The organism is Nostoc sp., assembly GCF_036917755.1.
Classification (GTDB): domain Bacteria; phylum Cyanobacteriota; class Cyanobacteriia; order Cyanobacteriales; family Nostocaceae; genus Nostoc.
In genome coordinates, this window is record NZ_JBALFC010000015.1 from 1 (window position 1) to 22982 (window position 22982).

A 22982-nucleotide genomic window follows, 5' to 3' on the forward strand; every position below is an offset into this window, starting at 1 on the left:
AAAATGCTTGAAACAAGACTCCAAGAATATGACTCCAAGTGACCTCGTGATTGCCGCATAATTTCCGACCCTTTTTTACGGTGACGTGTACTAAGTTACGATCCTCTTGATCAAAAAACACGGTAATACACATCATATATAGAGCCACCTCCAGACACACGCGCTATTGCCGCCGCGCCATTTGTTGACCCATTGATAGTAAAACCACCTAGAGAATCGTCAGAGCCGTTGAAACCGCCGTCTTCATCGAAAAGTTCGATCCTTGCAGGGAAATCAACGCCTAAACCTCGGTTAACTCCAGATGTCTGTCCGGTAGAAAAACTACCAGGTCCCCAGAGCTTACTGCCATTGACTGTGATATAGGTATCATCATCGCCGAATGTATCTGCATCAGCTTTGATAGCCTGAAGTTGATCTATAAGAAGGAATGCGCCTCCTTCTATGACAGCCCCTTCTTCAGGAGTCAATTGAGCGAATAGTTGTTCGTCATCGATACAAGCAAGATCAGAATTAGAAGTCCTTTTGTTGATGCCTAGCATGGTTTTTCTCCTTTTTTAATTAAGTGCATACAGAGATAATTAGGTAAGTTTTAATTCCCTAAATTGGCATGACATATTTGCGAGATGAATCGGCAACTGTAACCATTAAAACTTCGTTTCCTATTGGAACAAATCATCTGATGATTCAACAACACCACAAATTTGCACCTTTTTTGTGATACTTACTAGGTGAACCTCTGTACTATGATTCTTTACGATGGCTTTTAATATTTATGCACTGAGATATGAAAAGTTTTTCAAAATATATACAATGCTTATAGAGCATCGAGTTGACCATATTGGACTCAACTGAGAACCGCTATATTACTTAACTCATAGTCAGCCACCTAAAAACTTGTTTAACTGTCAGTTCTAACTTGGTATTATTGAGTGTAGGCAACTGATAAGCTATTGTATATAATTTCACTCGCTACTCGGAAACGCTGTTAACACAGTTTTAAGTTTCACGCAGAAGCGCAGAAGTGCAGAGAGTTTTTAAAGTTTGTTGTTCAGGAGTATCAAAAGCTCATTGACGGAGTTCAAAGGTGGATTCATCTAGTTCAAAGACTCGTCAACGGAGTTCAGAGGTAGATTCATCTAGTTCAAAGACTCGTCAACGGAGTTCAGAGGTGGATTCATCCAGTTCAAACACTCCTCAACGGAGTTCAAAGGTGGATGCATCCAGTTCAAAGACTCATTGACGGAGTTCAAAGGTGGATTCATCCAGTTCAAGTTCTGGGGACATAACTATGAGGTCGCCGCGCAATAGTTCAATAGGTTGGTCATCAAAAATCTCTGCTTCTATTGCTCGGTGATAGCGTTCAATTGTCCATTTATAGGTAGTTACCGTCATAGCCGCCTTTTTTGATCGCTTCGACAATCGCTTTAGTTTGATTTTACTGCGATCGCACTCGTTACAAAGATTTTTGCAGAGAGTGCGATCGTTAACTGACAAATATTTTTGTCTTGCCACGTCAGTAGGGTGTGTTATCGCCGAGAGTACGGCATCAAAAATTCAGGATGTGTTATGCCGAAGGCTAACGCACCCTACTGCTACTGCTAATTACTTCTCTACTCCCCATTCCCCACTGACGAGATACAGCTATAAAATTATATGTCCCCTAATCAAGAGCATTGTGATGTTTAGGTATCTACTACGCATATTAATTATTACAACAATTCTAAGTAGCTTTTTGAATCTGACAGCTTCTACTGCCTTTGCACGACAGATATATGAACCAACAAATGAGTCGCTATCAAAGCATGAAGTTCCAGAGTGGTTCAAAGATGCTAAACTCGGCATTTTCATTCACTGGGGCGTGTACTCCGTACCTGCTTGGGCACCACTGACTGGTGAACAGAACAAGGTAGTTGCAGAACGCGGTTGGGAATATTGGTTCCAGCACAACCCTTATGCTGAATGGTACTACAACTCGATGAAACTTGAGGGCAGTGATACCTATAACTATCACCGTGCGACCTACGGTAAAAATTTCACCTATGACGACTTCATCCCCACCTTCAACGCAGCCATTACAAAGTGGAATCCATCCCAATGGGCAAAACTGTTTTCTAAAGTAGGTGCGCGGTACGTTGTGCTGACGACCAAACATCATGATGGCTTCCTGTTATGGCCTAGCAAAACCACAAACCAGTCAAGAGGAGTGGCGGCGCGGGATATTGTGGGCGAACTGACACAAGCCGTTCGTAAACAAGGTATGCGTATGGGTCTGTACTACTCCGGCGGTATTGATTGGTCTAAACAAGATACAACGGTGACAGACTTTAACAGCTTGGTTGCAGCCATTATCCAAGAAAAAGCTTACGCTGAATATGCTAACGCTGACTGGCGCGAACTTATTGACCGCTATCAGCCGTCTATCTTATGGAATGACCTTGGCTACCCTGTTGGTCAGGCGAACGGGATTATGGCTTACTTTTATAATCACGTAGCTAACGGTGTCGTTAATGACCGCTTTGATTTAGGTGGGCAATTGGGTTTACACTTCGACTTCTCCACACCTGAATACAGTCAACTCAAACAAATCGAACCAAAAAAATGGGAAAGCACAAGAGGTTTAGGTTACTCGTTCGGTTACAACCAGAATGATACCGACTTGAACATGATTTCAGTAGATGAACTAGTAGACTCATTCGTAGACATTGTTAGTAAAAACGGCAACTTACTGCTCAACATTGGCCCAAATGCCGATGGTTCAATCTCTAAACTGCAAACTGAACGGTTGCTAGGCTTAGGCAAGTGGCTAGATGTAAATTGTGAAGCCATCTTTGGTTCGCGCTATTGGATACGCTCAGAAGATGTATCCACTCAAGGCATCCGAGTGCGCTACACCACAAATAAAGGTAATTTGTATGCTGTCTTGCTTGATACTCCTATGAGTCAGACGCTGACAATCCCAGGGCTAATTCTGCCGAAAAATGCAAAGATTACAATGCTAGGGGCAAAAGGTAAACTTGAGTGGCAACAGTACGGACAGAATTTAGTTGTCACGCTACCGGATATGTGTGTGGGGAAAAAATCACCAGCCTACACGTTGAAAATCAGCCAGATACCTCTTTCCTGAAGCTCGGATATTAACTCTGTTGGCGCAGAGAGTTTTTAAAGTTTGTTGTTCAGGAGTATCAAAAGCTCATTGACGGAGTTCAAAGGTGGATGCATCCAGTTCAAAGACTCGTTAACGGAGTTCAGAGGTGGATGCATCCAGTTCAAAGACTCGTTAACGGAGTTCAGAGGTGGATGCATCCAGTTCAAAGACTCGTTAACGGAGTTCAAAGGTGGATGCATCCAGTTCAAATACTCATTGACGGAGTTCAGAGGTGGATGCATCCACTTCAAATACTCGTTAACGGAGTTCAGAGGTGGATGCATCCACTTCAAATACTCGTTAACGGAGTTTTGAGTTTCATCCACGAATCTCAAAAACTCAACAATTAATTACGAATTACGAATTACGAATTACCATTAACTTCGTTGCCAAATTTTAATTGTCTTATCCAAACTCCCGCTTACCAACATCTCACCGGAAGCTGTGAAAGCTAACGCTGTGACTATATGAGTATGACCTGTAAAAGTACCCAGCAATTCCCCGGTTTGTAGATGCCACAATTTGATGGTTTTATCAGCACTACCGCTAGCGATAATTTGTCCATCGGGACTTAAAGCGATCGCATATACTCTATCTCTATGTCCTTTGAGAGTATGAAGTAATTCTCCAGTCTCCAATTGCCAAACTTTAATCGTTTGATCCCAGCTACCACTCACCAGCATTTTACCATCTGCACTAATCGCCAAGGAACGGACGATGTGAGAATGACCCATCAGGGTATGCAGTGGTTGTGCGTCCTTTAAACTTTTTATCCCCGTCTGGGGTAAGGTGCGCCAGACTTTAATTTTGCGATAGCTACCTGTCACCAGAGTTTCCCCATCTCGACTTAAAACTAGGGAATGAGCAGCTGTATCATCTAAAGAGAGTGCGATCGCAACCTGACGTTGCATCAAATCCCAAAACAGAATTTTTCTGTCATCTCCGCCAGTCGCTAACATTCTGCCATCTGGGGTAAAGGCAGCGCACCGCACTACCCCATTATGTTTGTGCAAAATATCTATCAAGTCTAAAGCGCCTACGTGCCAAAGCTTAATTGTGGAATCTGCACCGCAACTCACTAAAGTCTGTCCATCTGAACTAAAAGCTAGAGAATTCACTTCATCCACCAGCCCAGATATTACCCAAGGATACTCTGACAATGTATCTATTAATTCACCCTTGCTTAAATCCCAGAGCTTCGTCTCTCCACGACTACCACTTGCCAATATGGGTAAGGCTTTGCCATTCCCACACCCAGAACTGAAAGCTAGGCAATTAATGCCTCTGTTGTGTCCTTTCAAAGTCTGCCAGCATTCCCAGTCACCGACTATATTCTTAAGGCAATGCTCTGATGGTAGAGTTTGGATTGTATCTGCGATCGCGCTCTCATTAATTAATGGCAACGCCTCTTTTTTACCAATAAGTGATTCTAAATACCAACTTACCCCCCCTGCATACAACAATTTGCTTGGAGTAATGTACACTTTTGGTTCAGTAAGTTCAATTTGATTTGCAGGTAAAAAGCCTGTAATTATGCTCTGTTTTTCGTATCCTAACTTACCTGCATATGGATAAAACAAGCATAGAAAAATTAATACTTGGTGATTTTTTAAATCTTCTTGAGTAACCGACCACCTAATTTTGTCTTTCTTAATACCATTAAAACTTTCTCCATCAGCAACATAAACTTGAACACTTATTTGAGGATAATCTTTAAGTACATAAGCAAATTTACTTTCACCACCCAAATTTCCCTCATCATCTAAAATCATGTTTTGCAGGGTATCTTGTGGCACCTTTTTTACCAACTTCCCCAAGCGTTCAGTTATCACCCGGTCAACGATTTGCTCCCGCAAAAGATAATCTTGGGCTTGTTGCTGGAAGTATTTGGGAAAAGGTATCGTCCAGTCGGGAGGCTCAGGATATTCAGGCGGGGTAGGCGGCGGATTTTTGGCGAGAACTTCTGCTTGTTGGCGAGAAAGTTCTTGGAGTCTAGCCAAAGGCTCGCCCCAAAATCCTATAATTTCAGTGTGACAACCTTTGACTTGACTTTCCAGCAAAGATAAGTCATGAGTTTTAGGTTTTTTCACACGTTGAAGGAAATCAGTTTGTTGAGCTTTGAGTAAGCTAATCCAATCCATCTGCATTCCTGCGGCAAACTGTTGCATACCTACGGTAAGCTATACCAATGCAATTACTCAAGTTTATAACCTTAGTTAATTAAAAATTCCGTAATGTTAGCAGTCTAATAAAACACAGCCATTGGCATATATTTGCGGGAAAGATATAGATGGATAGCACTTAGACATTTCATTAACTGATGCAGCTGAAGTATAGAGAATTAAATCATGTCAATCAATTCTAACGGACATGGAGAACGAGATACTGTTTCCCTAGAAACAGTTCTAGCTACAAAGGAAAGTTTAATCTTAGAGCGATTTCAAATGTTGTGGGAACGTTAAGTCAATAAGTATCTAAGTAAGTGGGCGTGAATAAGTAAAGGTTTATAGTAAGTGCTGAAGTCCTTACTACAGACAATTTAAATAAATTTACATTGCGTAGCATAGTTTGATTTATTCTTGCCCACTTACTTGCACAAAAATAATCTCCTGTGGCTGATTCTAGGGGAGATCATCTGAAAATCGTATAAATGGCGAAGATTAGCTAATTTTAATCTTTGCGTTTTGGTTGTCTGGGTGTAGTACTTACATCAGAGGGGTCGCCAAAAGTATCTCTGGCCTCAATCTGTTTAATTTTCATTTGCAAGTTCAAGTCATCACTGCTAACAATTGTTTCTAAATTTGCTAATCTTTGCTCTAACAGTTCTATTTGCTGCTGTTGCAAATAGTTAGTTTTTGATTTCCGCTCATCAGAACGCCAAATAGCAACTGTACCAACAGCTGCGCCACCAATTGCAACTAAAGGAAGAATAGCACCGCTTCTCGTAACGACTGAAAGCGGGACACAAACTCCGAGAATGGCTACTGTAATTACCCAAATTCTTGTAGTGGCAGATAATCTGACATCTTGATATTGTTCTAGATTTGTTTGAGATTTTTTAGCCATAAGTAAATCCCTTGAAGAGTTATTTGCTAGATTGCCACAATTGTTAACCGAAATACTTCCTACAACTAGGTTAAGTATAATTCTTGTAGTAATATTTTTTAATTACCAGTAGGTAGAATCCCAATCAGCGAAATGATTTTCCTGACTCCTATACAGACGCAATTAATCACGTCTTTACTGCTGACTTCTGCTTTCTACTTAGTTACTATCGTTATTTTAGATCATTAGATTTTGCTTGCGAGGAACAGTTGTACACTGAGGGGAAGATTTTCTTGAAGTCAAAGTTAGGAAGGTACAGATGACAGTTCGTGCTTTTTTTGAAGCTGCCAAAGTTGAGGGTGTCGAGTCACCTTACGATACCATCCATCTAAAAATTCTCTATCCAGGACAGATACCGGATCAGTTAGAAAAAAGTATCGGAATTGAGCCTGCTAATCCAGAAAAGGCACCTTTTCCAGTAGTGATTTTCTTGAATGGCTATAACTGTGATGCCCAACAATACCAATGGTTAGCAGTTAAATTGGCTGAACGTGGATTGGTAGTCGTTCTCTTTAATTGGATTGCTGAGGGTCTATCAGGTGTAATTAGCCTCACACCTGGGATTGATTTGGAAAAGATGAAACCCACAATTTATCGTACTGCTCCCACAGCTTCGGCTTTGCCAGCACTCCTAGCTAAACTCGAACAGTTACAAAATCAAGGAATTTTAGCAGGAATGCTGGATTTAAAACGGATCATTCTCGGTGGACACTCTGCGGGTGGTATGGTATCTATCCAAAATGCTGACCCTCGGTTTTTCCCTGGAGTTGCTGCATCTTTTGCTTATGGCGCAAGTAGCAGAGGACTTTTAATGATGGGGTATGAACCAGGAACCATCTTGCCTTTACCAGATTCCCTACCACTGCTATTGATGGGAGGAACCCGTGATGGATTCATGCTTAACAGTAGCGAAGCCTATGGTCTAAGTCCTGGGGATGCTACCACCCCAGTCATACGTACATTCCAAGAAGCAATTGCTGGGGGACGAAATGACAGCTATCTAATAATCTTAGAGGGAGCAAATCACTTTTCGATAGTTGATCAGCCAGACTCCACTACAGTTAGACCCTCTCTCGACTTAAAAGCTACTCAACTCGAAGAAAACTTGCGTTTGCTAATGAGTGAAATTATTGGTCTATTTATTGACACTTATGTTCGCCACCAAGCAGAAGCATCCCAGGAGCTTGAGCAATTATTAACTACTGTCAATTCTCTGATAAAATCCTTTGAGCGTAAGTAGTTAAGCTTATTAGGTAATCCAAAATCAATATGACAAGTGCATCTTATATTTTTCTGGCTGGAGCAAGTCGCGGTGTTGGTCGAGAAATTGCCCAATATCTGAGGGCGCAACAGCTAAAGGTCAAAGCACTGCTGAGAACAGCAGCAGTTGCTACTGAACTAGAAAGAATTGGTATTGAGGTAGTTCTGGGAGATGCCTTGAATGTTGAGGATGTAGAACGCGCAATGGTGACAGATGAACCTATTCACACCGTTATCAGTACAATTGGCGGTTTGCCAACAGATGTAGAAAGGCCGGATTACCCTGGTAATAAAAATCTGATTGATGCAGCAGTTAAAGCTGGGGTGCAAAAGTTTATTCTTGTTTCTTCCATAGGTGCTGGCAATAGTGTTGTTGCTGCGTCACCCCAAGTTTTAGCGGTACTGGGAAAAGTTTTAGCTGAGAAAGACAAAGCTGAACAACACTTAATTGCCAGTGGACTCACCTATACAATCATCCGTCCAGGTGGACTAAAGTCAGAACCAGCAACGGGTAATGGCGTTTTGACTGAAGATCCGCAGATTATTGGTAGCATCAATCGTGCAGATGTCGCGCAGTTAGTTGGTCGCTGTTTAAATAGCGAGCGTGCCAATAATAAAATTTTGTCAGCCGTAGACCGAAACATGCTGTTTGGGCAAAGAGAATTTGCAGAATTTAGTTTGGGTTAGTGCCCCTGGAGCTTCTTTTCAACGTCCCATGCCTTTTAGATCAACTTGTCAGGTGTAATGGGTAAATCACGGATGCGCTTACCTGTGGCATGGTAAACTGCATTGGCGATCGCAGCCGAGACACCTGTGATCCCAATTTCGCCTACACCTCGTACACCTGCTGGGTTGAAGTTGAGGTCAGGTTCGCCGACGAAGGCCACCTGAATGCGAGGAATATCTGCATGGGCTGGGAAGTGATAGGTAGCAAGGTCATAAACCACGGGATAGCCGATGTTTGGATCAACTTGGCACTCCTCCATTAAGGCTTGCCCAATACCCATGATCACGCCACCACGGACTTGACTGGCTGCTGTTTTAGAGTTGATAACTCGCCCGATATCCATCACTGACACCCAGCGCGTCACCCGCAAACGTCCGATTTCTTCATCCACGCTGACTTCGCAAAAATGTGCCCCCCAAGACTGGAACGCCCATTTCTTGGCTTCATCGCCAGGAGCGGAGGATGCTGTGGCCTCAATTGCTGCCTGGCCGGACTGATTCAGAGTTGCAAACGCCTCTTGTGCGGTCTTAGCATGAGCAGTTTTCAGAACTTGCTGACAAGCTGACATGACCGCCGGGACGAGAGATGCTGTCATCATGGAACCACCCGCCATGCCTCCATCTGGTAGCAAGGAGTCGCCCAACTCTACTTGTATCTGTTCGACGGGTAGCCCCAATGCGTCTGCTGCTGTGGCTGCAACAACTGTATATGCGCCAGTGCCCATGTCATTCCCGGCGGTGAGAAGATGGGCAGTACCATCTGCTAGCAGCCGTACCTTGACTGATGCTTTCGCCCGCAAGCCAGGGTAGGTTGCTGCCGCCATCCCCCAACCAAGGAGTTTACCATCGCGTGTCAAAGAACGGGGCTGTTTTGGTCTGTCTTTCCAGCCAAATTGCTCCGCACCAAAGAGCAAACAGTCAGCAAAATGTTTGGCTGAGAATGGCTGACCTTTGCGCTGGTGTTCTTTAGCTTCGTTTTTTAGGCGCAGTTCTACCGGGTCAATCTTTAGCATCCAGGCCAGTTCGTCCATCGCTGACTCTAACGCCCACATCCCAGGATTCTCTCCTGGCGCGCGCATGAATGTTGGTGTACCGATGTTCAGTACTCCTAGTTCCTGCTTCAGTTGCAAATTCGGCGCTGTATACATAACTGGCGTGACCGAGGTACAGGGTTCTGTAAAGACATCCACTGGTGAGGTACAGGATTTAACCTCATGGGCGATCGCAGTTAAACTACCATCAGCAGTTGCTCCCAAGCGCATAGTTTGCTCGGTTTCGGAGCGGTGTCCGGCGTTCGCTGTCATTTGCCGTCGGCTGAGGACGACTCTGAGAGGACGCTGAAGTTCACGGGCAGCCGCAGCACAGAGAATACCGTGGGGCCAGGGGAAGGCTTTAGAGCCGAAAGCTCCACCCAAAAAAGGTGTGATGACACGAACCCGCTCAGATGGCAGTCCGAAGAGTTCCGCATAGGTGCGCTGAGTTGCCAACACCCACTGAGACGGCTCGTAAACAGTGAGTGAATTTGCATCTTGCCAGTGGGCAATGATGGCATGGGGTTCCATCGCCGCGTGCATTTCGGTGGCTGTCTTGTAGGTGGCTGTAAGTTTCGTTGTTGCACTTGCCACCCCTGCCGCAAAATTCCCCTTTTCAAACTTTAGCTCTTGACCCATCTGCGGTGGTGCCTCCTTGAAGGTGGCTTTCGCAGCTTCCACGACTGGCTTTTGGCTTATGTATTCCACCTTGACCAAATGCGCCGCATCACGCGCCCGCTCGAAGGTGTCTGCTACTACCAAGCCGATAATTTGCCCTGCATAGTGAATTTTGTCATCCGACAACGGCAGACGAGCCTCGTAGATTTTCGAGGTCATAAAGTCGTTGGCTGGCGTAAACACTTTAGGCAAGTTTTTATGCGTGAAAACATCTATGACACCTATTGTCTTTTCTGCCACACTGGTGTCGATGCTTTTAATTTGCCCATTGGCAATGCTGGCGGTGACTAGATAACCGTGAACCAGACCTGGAATTTGATGTTCTGCGGCGTAGGTTGCCGTGCCCGTAACCTTTGCCCGTCCATCCTTGCGGTTGATGGCAGTCCCAATTACTTTGTTCATACTACGCCTCCTCCTTTGGCTGACACCGTGAGTGCGCGACGAATTGCCCGCTTTGCCAAGTCAACTTTGAAACTGTTATGAGTTAATGGTTTAGCTTCTTGAAGTGCAATTTCTGCCGCCTCTTGAAACGTTGCAGTATTGGCACTCTTGCCGATCAAAAACTTTTCTGCTTCCTTTGAGCGCCAAGGTTTATGGGCTACACCACCCATTGCCAAGCGCACATTCTGAATCTGCTCGCCCGCCAAGTCAATCGCAGCTGCCACAGAGACTAACGCAAAGGCATAGGAAGTGCGATCGCGTAACTTCAGGTAAACCCCTGATTTGGCAAACGGCACTGGCGGCAGAACCACAGAGGTAATCAACTCACCTGGCTCTAAGTTTGTATCTCGCTGGGGTGTGTTCCCTGGTAGTCGGTGAAAGTCTATCAATGGTATCTGCCGCTTACCCTTGGGACCTTCCACAACAACAACAGCATCCAGAGCAGCAAGAGGGACACACATATCCGAGGGTTGAACTGCCACGCATTGGTCACTGGCCCCAAGGATGGCGTGCATCCGGTTGATGCCCGTTGCTGCCGGACAGCCGCTTCCCGGTTGCCGTTTGTTGCAAGGGAAGGCGGTATCATAGTAGTAAGGACAGCGAGTGCGTTGCAGTAGGTTGCCCCCTACGGTTGCCATATTCCGGATTTGCTGAGACGCACCAGAAAGAATCGCCCGGGACAGTATTGGATAATCGCGGCGAACATCAGGATGGTCTGCCACTGCTGTGTTAGTTACCAGCGCTCCAATGCTCAGACCACCCTCACTTGTCCGTTCAATACGCTTCATCTCTAATCGAGAAATGTCGATAAGTTGCGATGGCTCATCCAGAAAGACTTTGAGACGGTCAACCAAATTCGTACCGCCTGCAATCAATATCGCATTTTGGTCATTCGTTGCCCGTTCAACCGCATCTTTCACAGAGGTAGCACGGGTGTAAGTGAAGTTGTTCATGTGAGCATCTCCTGGGGCTCATTGACCATCACAACTGCGGCAGCAGAGGGCGGTTTTTGTCCTATTACCTGCTGGACTGCTGCCACAATGCCGTTGTAAGCGCTACATCGACAGAGATTACCACTCAGTCGCTCCTTGATTTCAGCTTCAGAGAGTTCAGCCAACTGTGGGGGACTAGCCAAATCTGGTGTGACAACGCTGGCACAGCCCCGTTTGACTTCATCAAGTAAGGCAACAGAAGCACAAATCTGTCCTGGGGTACAATAGCCGCACTGGAAGCCATCGTTATCAATGAATGCTGCCTGCACTGGATGGAGAGTATCGCCCTTCGCCAGCCCTTCAATGGTGACGATCGCTTTGTCTTCCTGCATCACTGCCAGAGTCAGGCAGGAATAAACTCGCTCACCATCGATCAGAACAGTACAGGCCCCACACTGTCCGTGATCGCATCCTTTTTTGCTGCCCACTAGCCCCAGGCGATCGCGCAGGGCATCTAAGAGTGTGACACGCGGCTCAAGGTCGAGGGTTTGCTGCTCACCGTTAACAGTAAGTTTCACGTTCATCTCACCTGGGTTACTTTGGCTAGCGTCCTTTGCTATAGTTGCCTGATTGAGTAATGAGGGAGTGGTTATAGCTGTTCCGGCAGCAGTCTGTGCTTGTCCCAAAAAATCGGGTTGGGATGTTTTTTCCACCCTTTTTTTGTGTTCCATAATTCGTCCTTCTAAATTGAATAATGCAGTAATTCTGAGAACTTAGGGATATGCATAGCTTAAATCTCAATTTTAAGCACGCCAGCGGAGTATCTGACCCTTGACAGGGTTCACAAATTCTCGTCCTTCAGTGACAGACCGAGCATACTCCCGCTTTAATTGGTAATACCACTGCGCCTGCATATCTGAGTCCTTAATCAGTCGCAGCACGGGATTATATTTCAGACCAATCTGCTGTTTTTCCACAACCGTCCGGTCTTGACCAATGAAAGTCCGCGCCAGCACATGTAGCAGTGGCTTGAAAAATCCTACCCAAGGAAGTGTCCAGTAAAGAACAAAAGTTACTTCAGTTTCTGTGTCTGAAATGGGTGTAACTGCTGTTAAATTAACGACTCGATGGTTGCCAATGGTGGTTTCTTCTATTCTGACTCCAGGTAAACGAAAAGAAATCTCGGTTTCCGGCACACCACCGCCAATCAGCCAGTATAATCGACCCCCATTCGCTGGCAATCGGTGTCGTCGCATCGTGAAGCCGTAGGGCGAAGCGTCGAATTGCTTCACTTCTTCATGCAGTTGCTCATTTCGCCACCACCAAGCTTTATGAACATAGGGTGAATGAGCAGGGTCCATCAGACCTACTACTGCATGATCTATAAAACAGGGGAATTTCATCACCTCTACGAACTGGGGCGTTGGCGAAGCCCCCCGTAGGGATCGCTCATCAAATCCTGGAATTACCGGAATCTCCATCTCAGAAGCAGGTTTAGGGTTATCGGCATCAGCCATATATATCCAGATATTCCCTTGAGCTTCCCGAATTGTGTATGATTGTACGTCGAAGCGACTCAAATCCATCTGCTGTTCTTCCACAAGAGACGGGATCGCAGTACAGCGCCCAGCCGAGTTAAAACGCCAACCGTGGTAACAGCATTCCACTTCCTGCCCATCGAATCTACCACAACTCAAGGGGACACCACGATGAGGACAAATGTCTGTCATCGCAGACACTTTGCCATCCTGGTCACGAATTAACAGCACCGGTTCTCCCAAGAAAATGCGGCTGATCATCATACCTGGCTTGATCTGATTACTAGGCAGAGCATAGTACCAAGTATTACGTAATAGAAAGTTATCGTTATTTTTCATCACTAATTGCGTCTGCCTTTGACACAACGAAAGTCCTGGTTTGTAAAAAGGAAAGTTGAAAACATTCTTTCAGGTTTTTAATTGCTGTAAGGGACTGACAAATAAAAAAACATCCCAAATTATCTTGTGGGATGGGTGTCCTCACCCGTCCTATATTCAGGGCGGGCAGGATGCCCACCCCACAAGAGGGATAATTTATTTCTTGGAAGTCCCTAAGTAAATTCAACTGATACAGTTTTTGGTCGTGTTCGTAATTATCTCAGATTTGGGTTCTTCTGGAAGTATTGCAGGTTTGAAGTTGGATTATTCGCCAGAAATTTGGATAAATACTGTTCTTTTGCGCGGGCCATCCAACTCAAAAAACAACACAGATTGCCAGGTTCCCAAAGCTAATTTCCCATCCACAAGGGGAATTATCTCACTAGTGGTCAACATCATTGCCATTAAGTGAGAGTGAGCATTAATCGGTTCATTTTCCGGGACATCTCTTAAATGCAAGTCATTATGCAAATAATAGCCTGATTCAGGTGTTAATTTTTGCAAGAACACTTTTATATCTTCTAACAATCTGACTTCATTTTCGTTAATAGCTAAAGCTGTTGTTGTGTGTCGATAAAATACTAAAACTTGTCCTTTTTTAATTGATGTTGAAGCCAGAAAATATTGGATTTGTGGCGTTATATCATGAATATTAATTTTTGGTTCAGTTTCAATTTCAATTAGCTTATTAATAATTGGCATCTGTTCAATTTTATAGGGATTGCAGATGAGGTATACGAACACAGCCTAACGCCCTCATATAGCAGAATTCAGAATTCAGAATCCAGAATTCAGAAGTAAAACAGGGTTTATACCTCACTTTGGAACGAATCGTTGTGTACTTCACTTTCCTTGAAATCTGCTGTAAATTTAAGGAAAAATCTAAAATTGAATGACTCTTAACTCCTAACTATAGTTTCCAACCCTTGCACTAATCTCTCTATACCTTCTTTTGCCGTCTCTTTTTGCAGCGCACCATAGGCAACGCGTAGGTAGCATCCATGATCCATGCCAAAGGTTGTACCTGGAATGACTGCTACTTTATGTTCCTGGATTAATCTTTTAACTAACTCAAAAGCATCCATCTCGGTATTAACTTTGAGGAAAAAATAGAAAGCGCCATTGGCGGGTGTAATGCTACATAAACCTTGTAGAGGGTTAAGGGAATCGAGTACTACTTGCCGCACTTGGGTTAACGCACCTATATTACTATTCAAATACTCCTCTTTTGCTTGCAATGCCCCTAAAGCTGCATATTGGGAAATCACTGGCGGACAAATCAAAATCGTATCCTGGACTTTTTTGACGGCGACAAATAAGTGTTTGGGAATTACCATGTAGCCAATGCGCCAACTGGCAAAACCGTATGCTTTGGAAAGGCTAAAGAGAGAAATAGTGTACTCGCTACTACTCCCAAATGCACCAGGGGAAACGTGTTTTACCCCGTTATAGGTAAAGTATTCATAGGCTTCATCGCTGATGTGGTAAATACCGCGCGTACCACAAATTTGATTTACTTGGCGCAATGCTGCCTCTGAATAGACAACTCCAGTCGGATTATTTGGTGAAATTGTCACCACAGCCCGTGTTTTGGGTGTAATTGCTTGAGCGATCGCTTCTGGGTGCAGTTGGTAATTTTCATCCGTCGCTACTAACACTGGACGACAACCAGCCATTGCGATCGCCATTTCATGGTTGAAATAGTAGGGCGTATTCAGAATAATTTCATCGCCGGGGCTAGTGATCGCAAGAATGGCATTCATAAATCCCATATTGCTTCCCGCCGTCACAACAATACAGTTTTCCCCATTGATTTCAATGCCGTTGAAGGCTGGCAATTTTTCTGCAAGTGCTGTCAGCAACGGGGGAATTCCTTCAACTGATTTGTATAAATTATTAGCGGGTTCGGCGAAGAATTTGGCTAAAAATTCTCTAGCTGACGGTGGTGGGTTGTAATAAACAACACCTTGTCCTAGAGAGATTGTTCCAGGAGAGTTTTTAATCAGTTCCCCAACCACAGGAATAATTGGCGACTGTACCCCCTGCATCCGAGAGGTTAGAGATTCCATATTTCCTTTTGTAAGCCTACACTGACCTTTCCTGCGGAATGCTACCGCGAACGGTACAGTGTAGGTACTTTACCAAAATGATTAACCGGATTTGCGATCGCCCCAAAATTTAGTCAATCGAAATCTGTTGAGGCCCAATGCCTTTGCCATTATGTGCGTCTGTTGTGCTGCTGGTGTAACTATTTGAGCGGATCTGTTTATCCAGCCAGCTTTTAACTGGATCGTCTGCAAGATTGAGCCGAAGCACACCAGAGAATAACCCACCCACAAATGAGACTGGATGCTGGATAAATTCTCTGAATAAAGGTGACAATTCATCAATGAACATTAAGAGACTCCTGGCGGTGCCATAAAAAATTATTACTTCTTAATTGATCGTAACCTGTTGAGCAATATCTGGCTGATGGTAACAGAAAATACAATTAAAAGGGCGAATTTTATTCGCCCTGGTTCTAAGTTGACACCAATGAGCAATACTCTGCCCCTACTGCATCTAACTACAGAGAATCTCTAAACTGCTGTACTTTTTCCAGAAGTGGCTGATGTTCGATTTGTTCTGCTAACTCTTGGGCATTTTGATAGCACGATCGCGCCAATTTTTTGCGTTTTGTTGTGGCGTAAAGGTTTCCCATGTTCAGCAAAGTTGAAATTTCTCCGAGACCATCGTCTAGTTGTTGATAAATCGCAATGGCTTGTTTGTAGAACTTCATTGCCTGCCGATTCTCTGCCAGGGTGCTGTAGGTAAAACCAATGTTGTGAAGGGTTGTTGCCTCGCCAGAGCGATCGCTGATTGCTCGACGTGTCAAAAGAACTTGAGAGTAGAGCAATAGCGCTTGTTTCGGTTTTCCTAAATCACTATAGATTGAGGCAATATTATTCAAAGTGGTTGCTTCACCAACCAAATTCTTGACAGCTCGTTGAATTGGAAGTGCTGCTTGAAAAAATTCTAGAGCTTGCTCAAACTTGCCTAAGACATTATAAGCAAACCCAATGCCATTTAGGGTTGTTGCCTCACCAGAAAAGTCACCTAACAATCGCCGCATCCTCAAAATTTGGTGTTGTAGCAACAGTGCGCGTTTCGGTTCTCCTAAGCGGGTATAAGTTAGCGCTACATCATTAAGAGTAGAAACTTCACTTTCAGTATCTTGCGATCGCCTAAAGATTGGCAGTGCTTTGTCAAAATATTCCAAGGCTTGCGAAAAGCGTCCAAGACGGCTGTAGGTAGAACCCAGATTGCTAAGTGCAGTTGCTTGTGCTGGCACGTTGGCAATTTCAACAGCAACCGAAAGCGCCTGATGAAAGCGCTCTAATGCTCTTTGAGTTTGCCAGCAACTGAGGTGAGCTAAACCGAGGTCGTTTAATGTATAACCTTCCCTGGCTCGGTCTGGAATTGCTCTAGCCAAGTCTAAATTCTTGGTTGCCAGATCGAGAGATTCTTGAAATTTCCCCTTCCGGTAGTAGCGGTTTGCTTCATCACGACGTTGTTCCCACTCTTTGAGTTGATTTAAAGGTTGCGTCATCTGACCTCAGTTACATTCTGCAATAAATGGGCAGGACATTTTTTGGAAATGAACCCTTCTTAGGTTAGGTTTCCCAAAATTGAGTTAACTTTTATCTTCTACCTTTAGATATAAGACGTAAAGAGAGAAGTATGGTATTGTCTCATACTTATAGGGACATCTTATGAAGCGATTAATACAGATTTTTTAGTCGGAGCGCACAGTTATACGCCCCTACCAAAGAGCTAAACCATTTAATCTCTACAGATCGCAATAGCAGCAACATTTCTGGGTAGAGGTTTCTGGATAGAGGACTGATAGTTTTAAGATTGCAAAATGTAAAGGGAATCATCCGGCTGCCATTCTGTGTGTGAGATAGCGTAATACACGACATCATGGCCGTAATAGCTAGCATTCTTTTGGTACTTCATCCCTACCTTTTGAATCACACGCACTGAAGCGATGTTTTCTGGATGAGCGACCGCCACTATCCGATCTAGCTTCACTTCGCCAAATCCAAACTTTAAAGTTGCAACAGAGGCTTCAGTTGCCAGTCCCATGTTCCAATAGGACTTGTCAAACACATAGCCAAGCTCAACTTCCGGTGTATTTTCCAGAAAACCAAGTCCACAACGGCCAATCATTGTACCAGTTTCTTTATATATTACTGCCCACATTCCAAAGTTGTGTTGTTGCCACTGTTGGATATGTTTGCTTAAAATTGCCTGGGTTTGTTCCCTTGTTCTTGGCGACAGATACCTCATGATTTCGGCATCACTGTAGAGACGAAATAGGTAATCAAAGTCGTTTAGAGAAAAGTGCCTTAGTTGCAGCCGAGCAGTTTCTATCTTAGGCATGGTATCAGAGTAGGAGTCCAAATGCTACTTTAAACAAGCGTATTTTTTTACAAACATTAACGTGTCGCCCAAGTCCCCACCTTCAATGTACTCATAAGGTGGGGATAGGGAGCACAACGACCGCGCTCAGTGATCACGGGGGATGAGGATTGCATCTGATATTGATTTATTGCCAAGCATTAACAAATATGAGATGTATGACGAATCCCCAGAATTTTCTGATAGAATTATTTGCTCTTGACCCTCCGGGTTCAAAATCGCTCTACTTGGGGAGACCCCAAGACCGCGTTTTTCACCATCAATGCCATAAGCGAAAACCATTAGCTTTCAGGTATATGTCGCAAGAGAAAGATTTGGGTCTTGGGAACCAGGACTCCTGACAAGAGGAGGGAATGTCAGACTTTCTAGTACTATGGAGTTCTGGAAGCTATTCCCGATGAATTGGGAAGCTCCGTCCGTCTTACGGCGGAGTAGTTCACTATAATGCTCTTACTATGAGCATCTACCAATTTCTCAAAAAATCTTATACGCAAGACCGTCGCCCTGAAAATGACTGGCGGTTGTTTTTGCGTTTAGTGCCTTATGCCCGTCGTAGCCGACGACTGTTAACGCTCTCGATGTGCCTACTCGTACCGATCGCGCTAGCTAATGCCGTACAACCGTTGTTGATTGGCCAACTGATCTCCCTGATTCGCAATGAACCAAGCGCTTACGAATTTCTCAGGAATCGCCCCTTGTCGCAAGGGCTAAATATCCTAGAGGGATTATTGGTAATTGCGATCGCTATCCGATTGATTTTGACAGGCTACCAGGGTTATGTAGTACAGAAGCTAGGGCAACAAATCACCGCCGCAATTCGCCAAGACTTATTCGAGCATGTGACATCTCTAGCAGTACGGTTTTTTGACCGCACGCCCGTAGGTAAGTTAATTACCAGAATCACCAGCGATGTGGAAGTGTTAGGCGATGTCTTTTCTACTGGAGCAATTGGCATCGTGTCCAATTTGTTTACCATGCTGGTGATTTTGGGTTTAATGTTTTCCATCCAATGGCAACTCACTTGCTTGCTGCTATTGATGTTGTTACCAATTACCTGGTTAACTGTTTACATTCAGCAACAGTACCGCAAGGCCAATTACAAAGGCCGGGAAGAACTCTCTATTCTCAACTCACAGCTACAAGAAAATGTGGTTGGCATTAACGTAGTGCAGTTGTTCCGCAGGGAAAAATTTAATGCCGAATTGTTTCGCGCCACGAACAACCGCTACACTCAGCAAATGGATCAAACCATCTTTTATGATTCATTTATTTCAGCAACCTTGGAATGGATTGGTTTGATTGCGATCGCAGCTGTTTTGTGTATGGGTGGTTGGTTACTGTTAGAAAAAAGATTGACTTTTGGGACTTTATCTGCATTTATCTTGTATGCCCAGCGATTATTTGACCCTTTACGGGATTTTGCCGAAAAATTTACAGTAATTCAAGCTGGTTTCACTGCCATTGAACGCGTCGGCGATATATTAGATGAACCGATAGAAATCCGCGATCGCGCCAATGTCCGCTTCTCAATATTTGATGCTAAATTCGGCTATATAGACGAGATAGTTGCAAATCTAGAATCCCCAGACGTGACTTCCCCGCCAGAACTGGGAGAAATTCGCTTTGATCACGTCTGGTTTGCTTACAAAAACGATGATTACGTAATTAAAGATTTAGATTTCACCATTCATCCTGGTGAAAAAGTGGCATTAGTCGGCCCCACAGGTGCGGGTAAAACTTCAATTATCCGTCTTTTGTGCCGCCTCTACGAACCCACCCAAGGACGCATTCTCATCGATGGTGTCGATATTCGGGAGGTACCACAGGCAGAACTGCGGCGCTACATGGCAGTAATTCTCCAAGAAGGCTTTTTGTTTGCTGGCGATGTTAAAAGCAACATTTCATTAGGAGATGGCTATACCATTGAACAGATTCAACAAGCAGCAGAGCAAACCAACATTGCCCAGTTTATCGAAGAACTACCGCAAGGTTATAATACTCAACTTCGAGAACGGGGTACAAATATTTCTAGTGGTCAAAAGCAACTTTTAGCTTTTGCGCGGGCTGCCATTCGCAATCCCCAAATTTTGGTACTAGATGAAGCTACTGCTAGTTTGGATGTTGGGACAGAAGCTTTAGTTCAAGAGGCATTAAACCAGCTTTTGCTCAGACGTACCGCGATTATTATCGCTCACCGCCTGTCTACGATTCGCAATGTAGACCGGATTTTTGTGCTGAAGCGTGGCGAATTAATCGAACAGGGAAGTCACGATCAACTATTGCGAGAAGGAGGGCTTTACGCTACTTTACATAACTTGCAGATGTTAGGAAGTTAGGATATTTTCCGAATAATCCCAGGTGGAAAAGAGCGTAGGCGCAGCCTGTCGTAGACATCGCTATCACTTTTGAGTTTTGCTAAAATAGGATTGGCTTAAGTATGAAGGGAAAATGATAAAAATGACGCTGAGATGTTCAAATATAACGACTCTGGAAATTTTATATCGTAACTAATTACCCGGACATGATATAACTCCTAAAAAAAATCCCACCCAGGCAAAAGCTTGGATGGGTAATATGAGGTGGGACAAAACAATCTTCCCAAAAGATGTAAAGGAATTATTTGCTCTCTGTAAAATCAGCGTCAATCACATCGTCGCCGCTACTAGAACTAGATGTCGAACCACCATTTTGAGGTTCAGCATCTGGTGCAGCACCGCCACCAGCTTGTTGATAGATGTTACTACCAACGGCGAATAGCGCTTGTTGCAATTCTGGGGTGAGCTTCTTGATTTGCTCATCGTCTTCTTTAGCAACTGCTTCCCGCACTTCTTTTACCAAACCTTCGACTTTGGTCTTGTCAGCAGCCGGAACTTTATCGCCCAATTCTTGTAACTGCTTTTCAGCTTGGTATGCCAAAGAATCGGCTTGGTTCTTGCGTTCAATCTTCTCACGCCGTTCTTTGTCAGATGAAGCGTTTTGTTCAGCTTCTCTTACCATCCGGTCAACGTCAGATTTATCCAGAGTGGAAGCGCCAGTTATGCTGATAGACTGTTCTTTAGCAGTGCCTTTGTCCTTAGCAGTGACGTTAAGGATACCATTGGCATCAATGTCGAACACGACTTCAATTTGAGGGACGCCGCGTGGTGCAGGAGGAATACCATCGAGACGGAAGGTTCCCAAGCTCTTATTATCGTTAGAGAATTCGCGTTCACCTTGGAGGACGTGAATTTCTACGTTGGTTTGACCATCCACAGCCGTGGAGAAAACTTCGGATTTTTTGGTGGGAATTGTGGTGTTGCGGGGGATAATTTTGGTCATTACGCCGCCCAATGTTTCTACACCTAAAGATAGCGGTGTTACATCTAACAGCAAGATGCCAGTTACATCACCAGCCAGTACCCCAGCTTGAATGGCTGCACCAACTGCTACAACTTCATCAGGGTTGACGCTTTGGTTAGGGTCTTTACCCAATACCTGCTTCACAATCTGGTGGACTGCAGGAATCCGGGTAGAACCACCAACTAACACCACTTCATCAATATCACCTTTGCTTAACTTGGCATCCCGGAGAGCGTTTTCCACAGGAACACGACAACGGTCGATTAAGTCAGAGCAAAGTTCTTCAAACTGGGCGCGAGTCAGGGTTGTATCCAGGTGCTTAGGCCCATCCTGGGTAGCGGTGATAAATGGTAGGTTGATTTCTGCTTGGGTGACGCTAGAAAGCTCAATTTTGGCTTTTTCTGCGGCTTCAGTCAGACGTTGTAAGGCTTGTTTGTCTTTCCGCAGGTCAATACCTTCGGCTTTCTTGAACTTCTCAGCTAAGAAGTCAACTATTTTTTTGTCGAAGTCGTCACCGCCGAGGTGAGTATCACCAGATGTGGCTAGTACTTCAAAAACTCCATCTCCTACTTCCAGCACGGATACGTCGAAGGTACCACCACCAAGGTCAAAGACGAGAATGGTTTCGTTACTCTTCTTGTCAAACCCATAAGCCAAAGAAGCAGCAGTCGGCTCGTTGATAATCCGTAGAACTTCAATCCCGGCAATTTTACCAGCGTCTTTTGTCGCTTGCCGTTGGGAGTCGTTGAAATATGCCGGAACGGTGATTACAGCTTGGGTTATGGTTTCGCCCAGGTATTTGCTGGCATCTTCAACTAGTTTGCGAAGAACTTTTGCCGAAATTTCTTCAGGAGCAAACGGTTTACCAGCTATCGGACAATCTAATTTGACATTGCCGTTGCTGCTGAGGACTTTGTAAGAAACTTCCGTAGCTTCATTACTCACTTCGTCGTAGCGGCGTCCGATAAAGCGTTTCACTGAGTAAAACGTATTTTCGGGGTTCATCACCGCTTGGCGTTTGGCGATTTGCCCAACCAAGGTATCGCCATTTTTGGCAAATGCTACTACTGAGGGCGTTGTCCGAAAACCTTCAGCATTAGCAATTACTGTGGGTTTACCACCTTCCATCACTGCCACGCAGGAGTTTGTTGTTCCTAAGTCAATTCCAACTACTTTTGCCATTTTAGGTGCTGGCTCCGTATAACTACAAATGAATGAATGAGAATATAAAGGACTAAATTTTGAACCAACTTTCAGGGTCAATAAATCAGCCAGTTCAGCATGAATACCTTTGGTTTGGCTTTCCTGGGGTTAAAACTCCAGATTATGCTGATATATATACTGAAGCTTAGTGGTAGCCAGTCCATGAAGGGTGGTTTCCCGAACCTTGCTTGGGACGGTTAAATTAACTAAATTGTGTTTTTAGTTGGTTCATGGATTAATTTGCCTTCACTTTGTCTAATGTATGAGAATTAATACTTTCAGTAATTAGGGTGAACCGTAACGTTAGAGTGGTGTTTGCCGTCTTTAGAGGCAACAAACTACAGAAACACTGAGAATGCGACTAGTTCAACAGGCGCGTAGGTGTAGCCAAACCCAGACATCGCCCCCGTAATTCTTTAAAGACACTGTATTTTGAAAGACTCATCAGACATCGCTCGTCAAATTGTGGTAAAAAAACATGGTGGAGCGATCGCACTTAACTCAATATCACGCCAGAAGACTAAGTGTAACATCAACTTTATCAGTAAATCCAGCAGTGCTTGGCTCGATTTGTGCCTAATAAAACTTGTACAATTGTCAAGGCGGTTTTTACTGCTAGAGTACTTCTCAGGTGTAAAATTTATCGACAGCAAAATTTTTCTACTTTATGTTTTTCCATCCTTCACTTGTGGCTAAAATGCCTCAAGTTAGGCGCTCATATCTTGCAATAGATAACTTTTAC

At 44.3% G+C, this 22982-nt stretch carries 19 protein-coding genes; 5 read left to right on the forward strand and 14 right to left on the reverse strand.

Annotated features, from left to right (window positions below):
* Positions 1 to 110 precede the first annotated feature (110 nt).
* Both V7L05_RS05015 and V7L05_RS34610 read right to left on the reverse strand, forming a co-directional pair.
* Positions 111 to 539, reverse strand: coding sequence for a hypothetical protein (locus V7L05_RS05015; protein ID WP_335162366.1), 429 nt, complete (start codon positions 537 to 539; stop codon positions 111 to 113).
* Between the two features lie 694 nt (positions 540 to 1233).
* Positions 1234 to 1512 (reverse strand): hypothetical protein, encoded by a 279-nt coding sequence (locus tag V7L05_RS34610; protein WP_442937076.1) that lies wholly within the window; start codon positions 1510 to 1512, stop codon positions 1234 to 1236.
* Between the two features lie 166 nt (positions 1513 to 1678).
* On the opposite strand from V7L05_RS34610, the gene V7L05_RS05025 reads away from it, so the two are divergent.
* Positions 1679 to 3124 (forward strand): alpha-L-fucosidase, encoded by a 1446-nt coding sequence (locus tag V7L05_RS05025; RefSeq protein ID WP_335162368.1) that lies wholly within the window; start codon positions 1679 to 1681, stop codon positions 3122 to 3124.
* A gap of 398 nt (positions 3125 to 3522) precedes the next feature.
* On the opposite strand, the gene V7L05_RS05030 is transcribed toward V7L05_RS05025, so the two are convergent.
* Entirely contained in the window at positions 3523 to 5286 is a 1764-nt protein-coding gene (locus tag V7L05_RS05030) for a WD40 repeat domain-containing protein (RefSeq protein ID WP_335162370.1), read from the reverse strand.
* Between the two features lie 529 nt (positions 5287 to 5815).
* Positions 5816 to 6211, reverse strand: coding sequence for a hypothetical protein (locus tag V7L05_RS05035; protein ID WP_335162372.1), 396 nt, complete (start codon positions 6209 to 6211; stop codon positions 5816 to 5818).
* Between the two features lie 298 nt (positions 6212 to 6509).
* Here V7L05_RS05035 and V7L05_RS05040 point away from each other — a divergent pair, with 298 nt between their 5' ends.
* Complete coding sequence (locus V7L05_RS05040) at positions 6510 to 7490, forward strand: alpha/beta hydrolase family protein (protein ID WP_335162374.1); 981 nt, start codon at positions 6510 to 6512, stop codon at positions 7488 to 7490.
* Positions 7491 to 7519: 29 nt separating this feature from the next.
* On the forward strand, positions 7520 to 8197 hold the full coding sequence (locus V7L05_RS05045; protein ID WP_335162375.1) for an SDR family oxidoreductase: 678 nt from the start codon (positions 7520 to 7522) through the stop codon (positions 8195 to 8197).
* Between the two features lie 35 nt (positions 8198 to 8232).
* Here the strand turns inward: V7L05_RS05045 and V7L05_RS05050 are convergent, their stop codons facing one another.
* The 9 genes from V7L05_RS05050 to V7L05_RS05090 all read right to left on the reverse strand — a co-directional run bounded on the left by V7L05_RS05050 (position 8233) and on the right by V7L05_RS05090 (position 17659).
* Complete coding sequence (locus tag V7L05_RS05050; RefSeq protein WP_335162377.1) at positions 8233 to 10347, reverse strand: xanthine dehydrogenase family protein molybdopterin-binding subunit; 2115 nt, start codon at positions 10345 to 10347, stop codon at positions 8233 to 8235.
* Positions 10344 to 11339 carry an FAD binding domain-containing protein gene (locus tag V7L05_RS05055; RefSeq protein ID WP_335162379.1) on the reverse strand — a complete coding sequence of 332 codons (996 nt, stop codon included), beginning with the start codon at positions 11337 to 11339 and terminating at the stop codon, positions 10344 to 10346. Before V7L05_RS05055 ends, V7L05_RS05050 begins: the two co-directional genes overlap by 4 nt.
* Complete coding sequence (locus tag V7L05_RS05060) at positions 11336 to 12049, reverse strand: 2Fe-2S iron-sulfur cluster-binding protein (RefSeq protein WP_335162381.1); 714 nt, start codon at positions 12047 to 12049, stop codon at positions 11336 to 11338. The genes V7L05_RS05055 and V7L05_RS05060 overlap by 4 nt, the downstream gene beginning before the upstream one ends.
* A 72-nt stretch (positions 12050 to 12121) precedes the next feature.
* Positions 12122 to 13195 (reverse strand): aromatic ring-hydroxylating dioxygenase subunit alpha, encoded by a 1074-nt coding sequence (locus tag V7L05_RS05065; RefSeq protein ID WP_335162383.1) that lies wholly within the window; start codon positions 13193 to 13195, stop codon positions 12122 to 12124.
* A 303-nt stretch (positions 13196 to 13498) separates the two neighbouring features.
* Positions 13499 to 13936, reverse strand: coding sequence for a secondary thiamine-phosphate synthase enzyme YjbQ (locus V7L05_RS05070; RefSeq protein ID WP_335162385.1), 438 nt, complete (start codon positions 13934 to 13936; stop codon positions 13499 to 13501).
* Between the two features lie 197 nt (positions 13937 to 14133).
* The gene (locus V7L05_RS05075; protein WP_335162387.1) at positions 14134 to 15303 is read right to left on the reverse strand and encodes a pyridoxal phosphate-dependent aminotransferase; all 1170 of its coding nucleotides are present in this window, start codon (positions 15301 to 15303) and stop codon (positions 14134 to 14136) included.
* Between the two features lie 109 nt (positions 15304 to 15412).
* Entirely contained in the window at positions 15413 to 15631 is a 219-nt protein-coding gene (locus V7L05_RS05080) for a hypothetical protein (RefSeq protein WP_335162389.1), read from the reverse strand.
* Positions 15632 to 15800: 169 nt separating this feature from the next.
* A complete protein-coding gene (locus tag V7L05_RS05085; RefSeq protein WP_335162391.1) occupies positions 15801 to 16823 on the reverse strand; it encodes a tetratricopeptide repeat protein in 1023 nt (340 codons plus the stop codon).
* 302 nt (positions 16824 to 17125) lie between these two features.
* Positions 17126 to 17659, reverse strand: a complete 534-nt coding sequence (locus V7L05_RS05090; RefSeq protein ID WP_335162393.1) for a GNAT family N-acetyltransferase — start codon at positions 17657 to 17659, stop codon at positions 17126 to 17128.
* 494 nt (positions 17660 to 18153) lie between these two features.
* On the opposite strand from V7L05_RS05090, the gene V7L05_RS05095 reads away from it, so the two are divergent.
* Complete coding sequence (locus V7L05_RS05095) at positions 18154 to 20034, forward strand: ABC transporter ATP-binding protein (RefSeq protein WP_335162395.1); 1881 nt, start codon at positions 18154 to 18156, stop codon at positions 20032 to 20034.
* Between the two features lie 280 nt (positions 20035 to 20314).
* Here the strand turns inward: V7L05_RS05095 and dnaK are convergent, their stop codons facing one another.
* On the reverse strand, positions 20315 to 22219 hold the full coding sequence (gene dnaK, locus V7L05_RS05100) for a molecular chaperone DnaK (protein ID WP_335162397.1): 1905 nt from the start codon (positions 22217 to 22219) through the stop codon (positions 20315 to 20317).
* A 453-nt stretch (positions 22220 to 22672) separates the two neighbouring features.
* Here dnaK and V7L05_RS05105 point away from each other — a divergent pair, with 453 nt between their 5' ends.
* Positions 22673 to 22936, forward strand: a complete 264-nt coding sequence (locus tag V7L05_RS05105) for a hypothetical protein (protein ID WP_335162399.1) — start codon at positions 22673 to 22675, stop codon at positions 22934 to 22936.
* The last annotated feature ends 46 nt before the right edge of the window (positions 22937 to 22982 follow it).

Bases quoted from the DNA above. Each gene is read 5' to 3' on its own strand.
- V7L05_RS05085 (WP_335162391.1), bottom strand. From the start codon at position 16,823: ATGACGCAACCTTTAAATCAACTCAAAGAGTGGGAACAACGTCGTGAT.
- V7L05_RS05035 (WP_335162372.1), bottom strand. From the start codon at position 6,211: ATGGCTAAAAAATCTCAAACAAATCTAGAACAATATCAAGATGTCAGA.
- V7L05_RS05040 (WP_335162374.1), top strand. From the start codon at position 6,510: ATGACAGTTCGTGCTTTTTTTGAAGCTGCCAAAGTTGAGGGTGTCGAG.
- V7L05_RS05075 (WP_335162387.1), bottom strand. From the start codon at position 15,303: ATGGAATCTCTAACCTCTCGGATGCAGGGGGTACAGTCGCCAATTATT.
- dnaK (WP_335162397.1), bottom strand. From the start codon at position 22,219: ATGGCAAAAGTAGTTGGAATTGACTTAGGAACAACAAACTCCTGCGTG.
- V7L05_RS05015 (WP_335162366.1), bottom strand. From the start codon at position 539: ATGCTAGGCATCAACAAAAGGACTTCTAATTCTGATCTTGCTTGTATC.
- V7L05_RS05070 (WP_335162385.1), bottom strand. From the start codon at position 13,936: ATGCCAATTATTAATAAGCTAATTGAAATTGAAACTGAACCAAAAATT.
- V7L05_RS05095 (WP_335162395.1), top strand. From the start codon at position 18,154: ATGAGCATCTACCAATTTCTCAAAAAATCTTATACGCAAGACCGTCGC.
- V7L05_RS05060 (WP_335162381.1), bottom strand. From the start codon at position 12,049: ATGGAACACAAAAAAAGGGTGGAAAAAACATCCCAACCCGATTTTTTG.
- V7L05_RS05090 (WP_335162393.1), bottom strand. From the start codon at position 17,659: ATGCCTAAGATAGAAACTGCTCGGCTGCAACTAAGGCACTTTTCTCTA.
- V7L05_RS05055 (WP_335162379.1), bottom strand. From the start codon at position 11,339: ATGAACAACTTCACTTACACCCGTGCTACCTCTGTGAAAGATGCGGTT.
- V7L05_RS05065 (WP_335162383.1), bottom strand. From the start codon at position 13,195: ATGAAAAATAACGATAACTTTCTATTACGTAATACTTGGTACTATGCT.
- V7L05_RS05030 (WP_335162370.1), bottom strand. From the start codon at position 5,286: ATGGATTGGATTAGCTTACTCAAAGCTCAACAAACTGATTTCCTTCAA.
- V7L05_RS05045 (WP_335162375.1), top strand. From the start codon at position 7,520: ATGACAAGTGCATCTTATATTTTTCTGGCTGGAGCAAGTCGCGGTGTT.
- V7L05_RS05080 (WP_335162389.1), bottom strand. From the start codon at position 15,631: ATGTTCATTGATGAATTGTCACCTTTATTCAGAGAATTTATCCAGCAT.
- V7L05_RS05050 (WP_335162377.1), bottom strand. From the start codon at position 10,347: ATGAACAAAGTAATTGGGACTGCCATCAACCGCAAGGATGGACGGGCA.
- V7L05_RS05025 (WP_335162368.1), top strand. From the start codon at position 1,679: ATGTTTAGGTATCTACTACGCATATTAATTATTACAACAATTCTAAGT.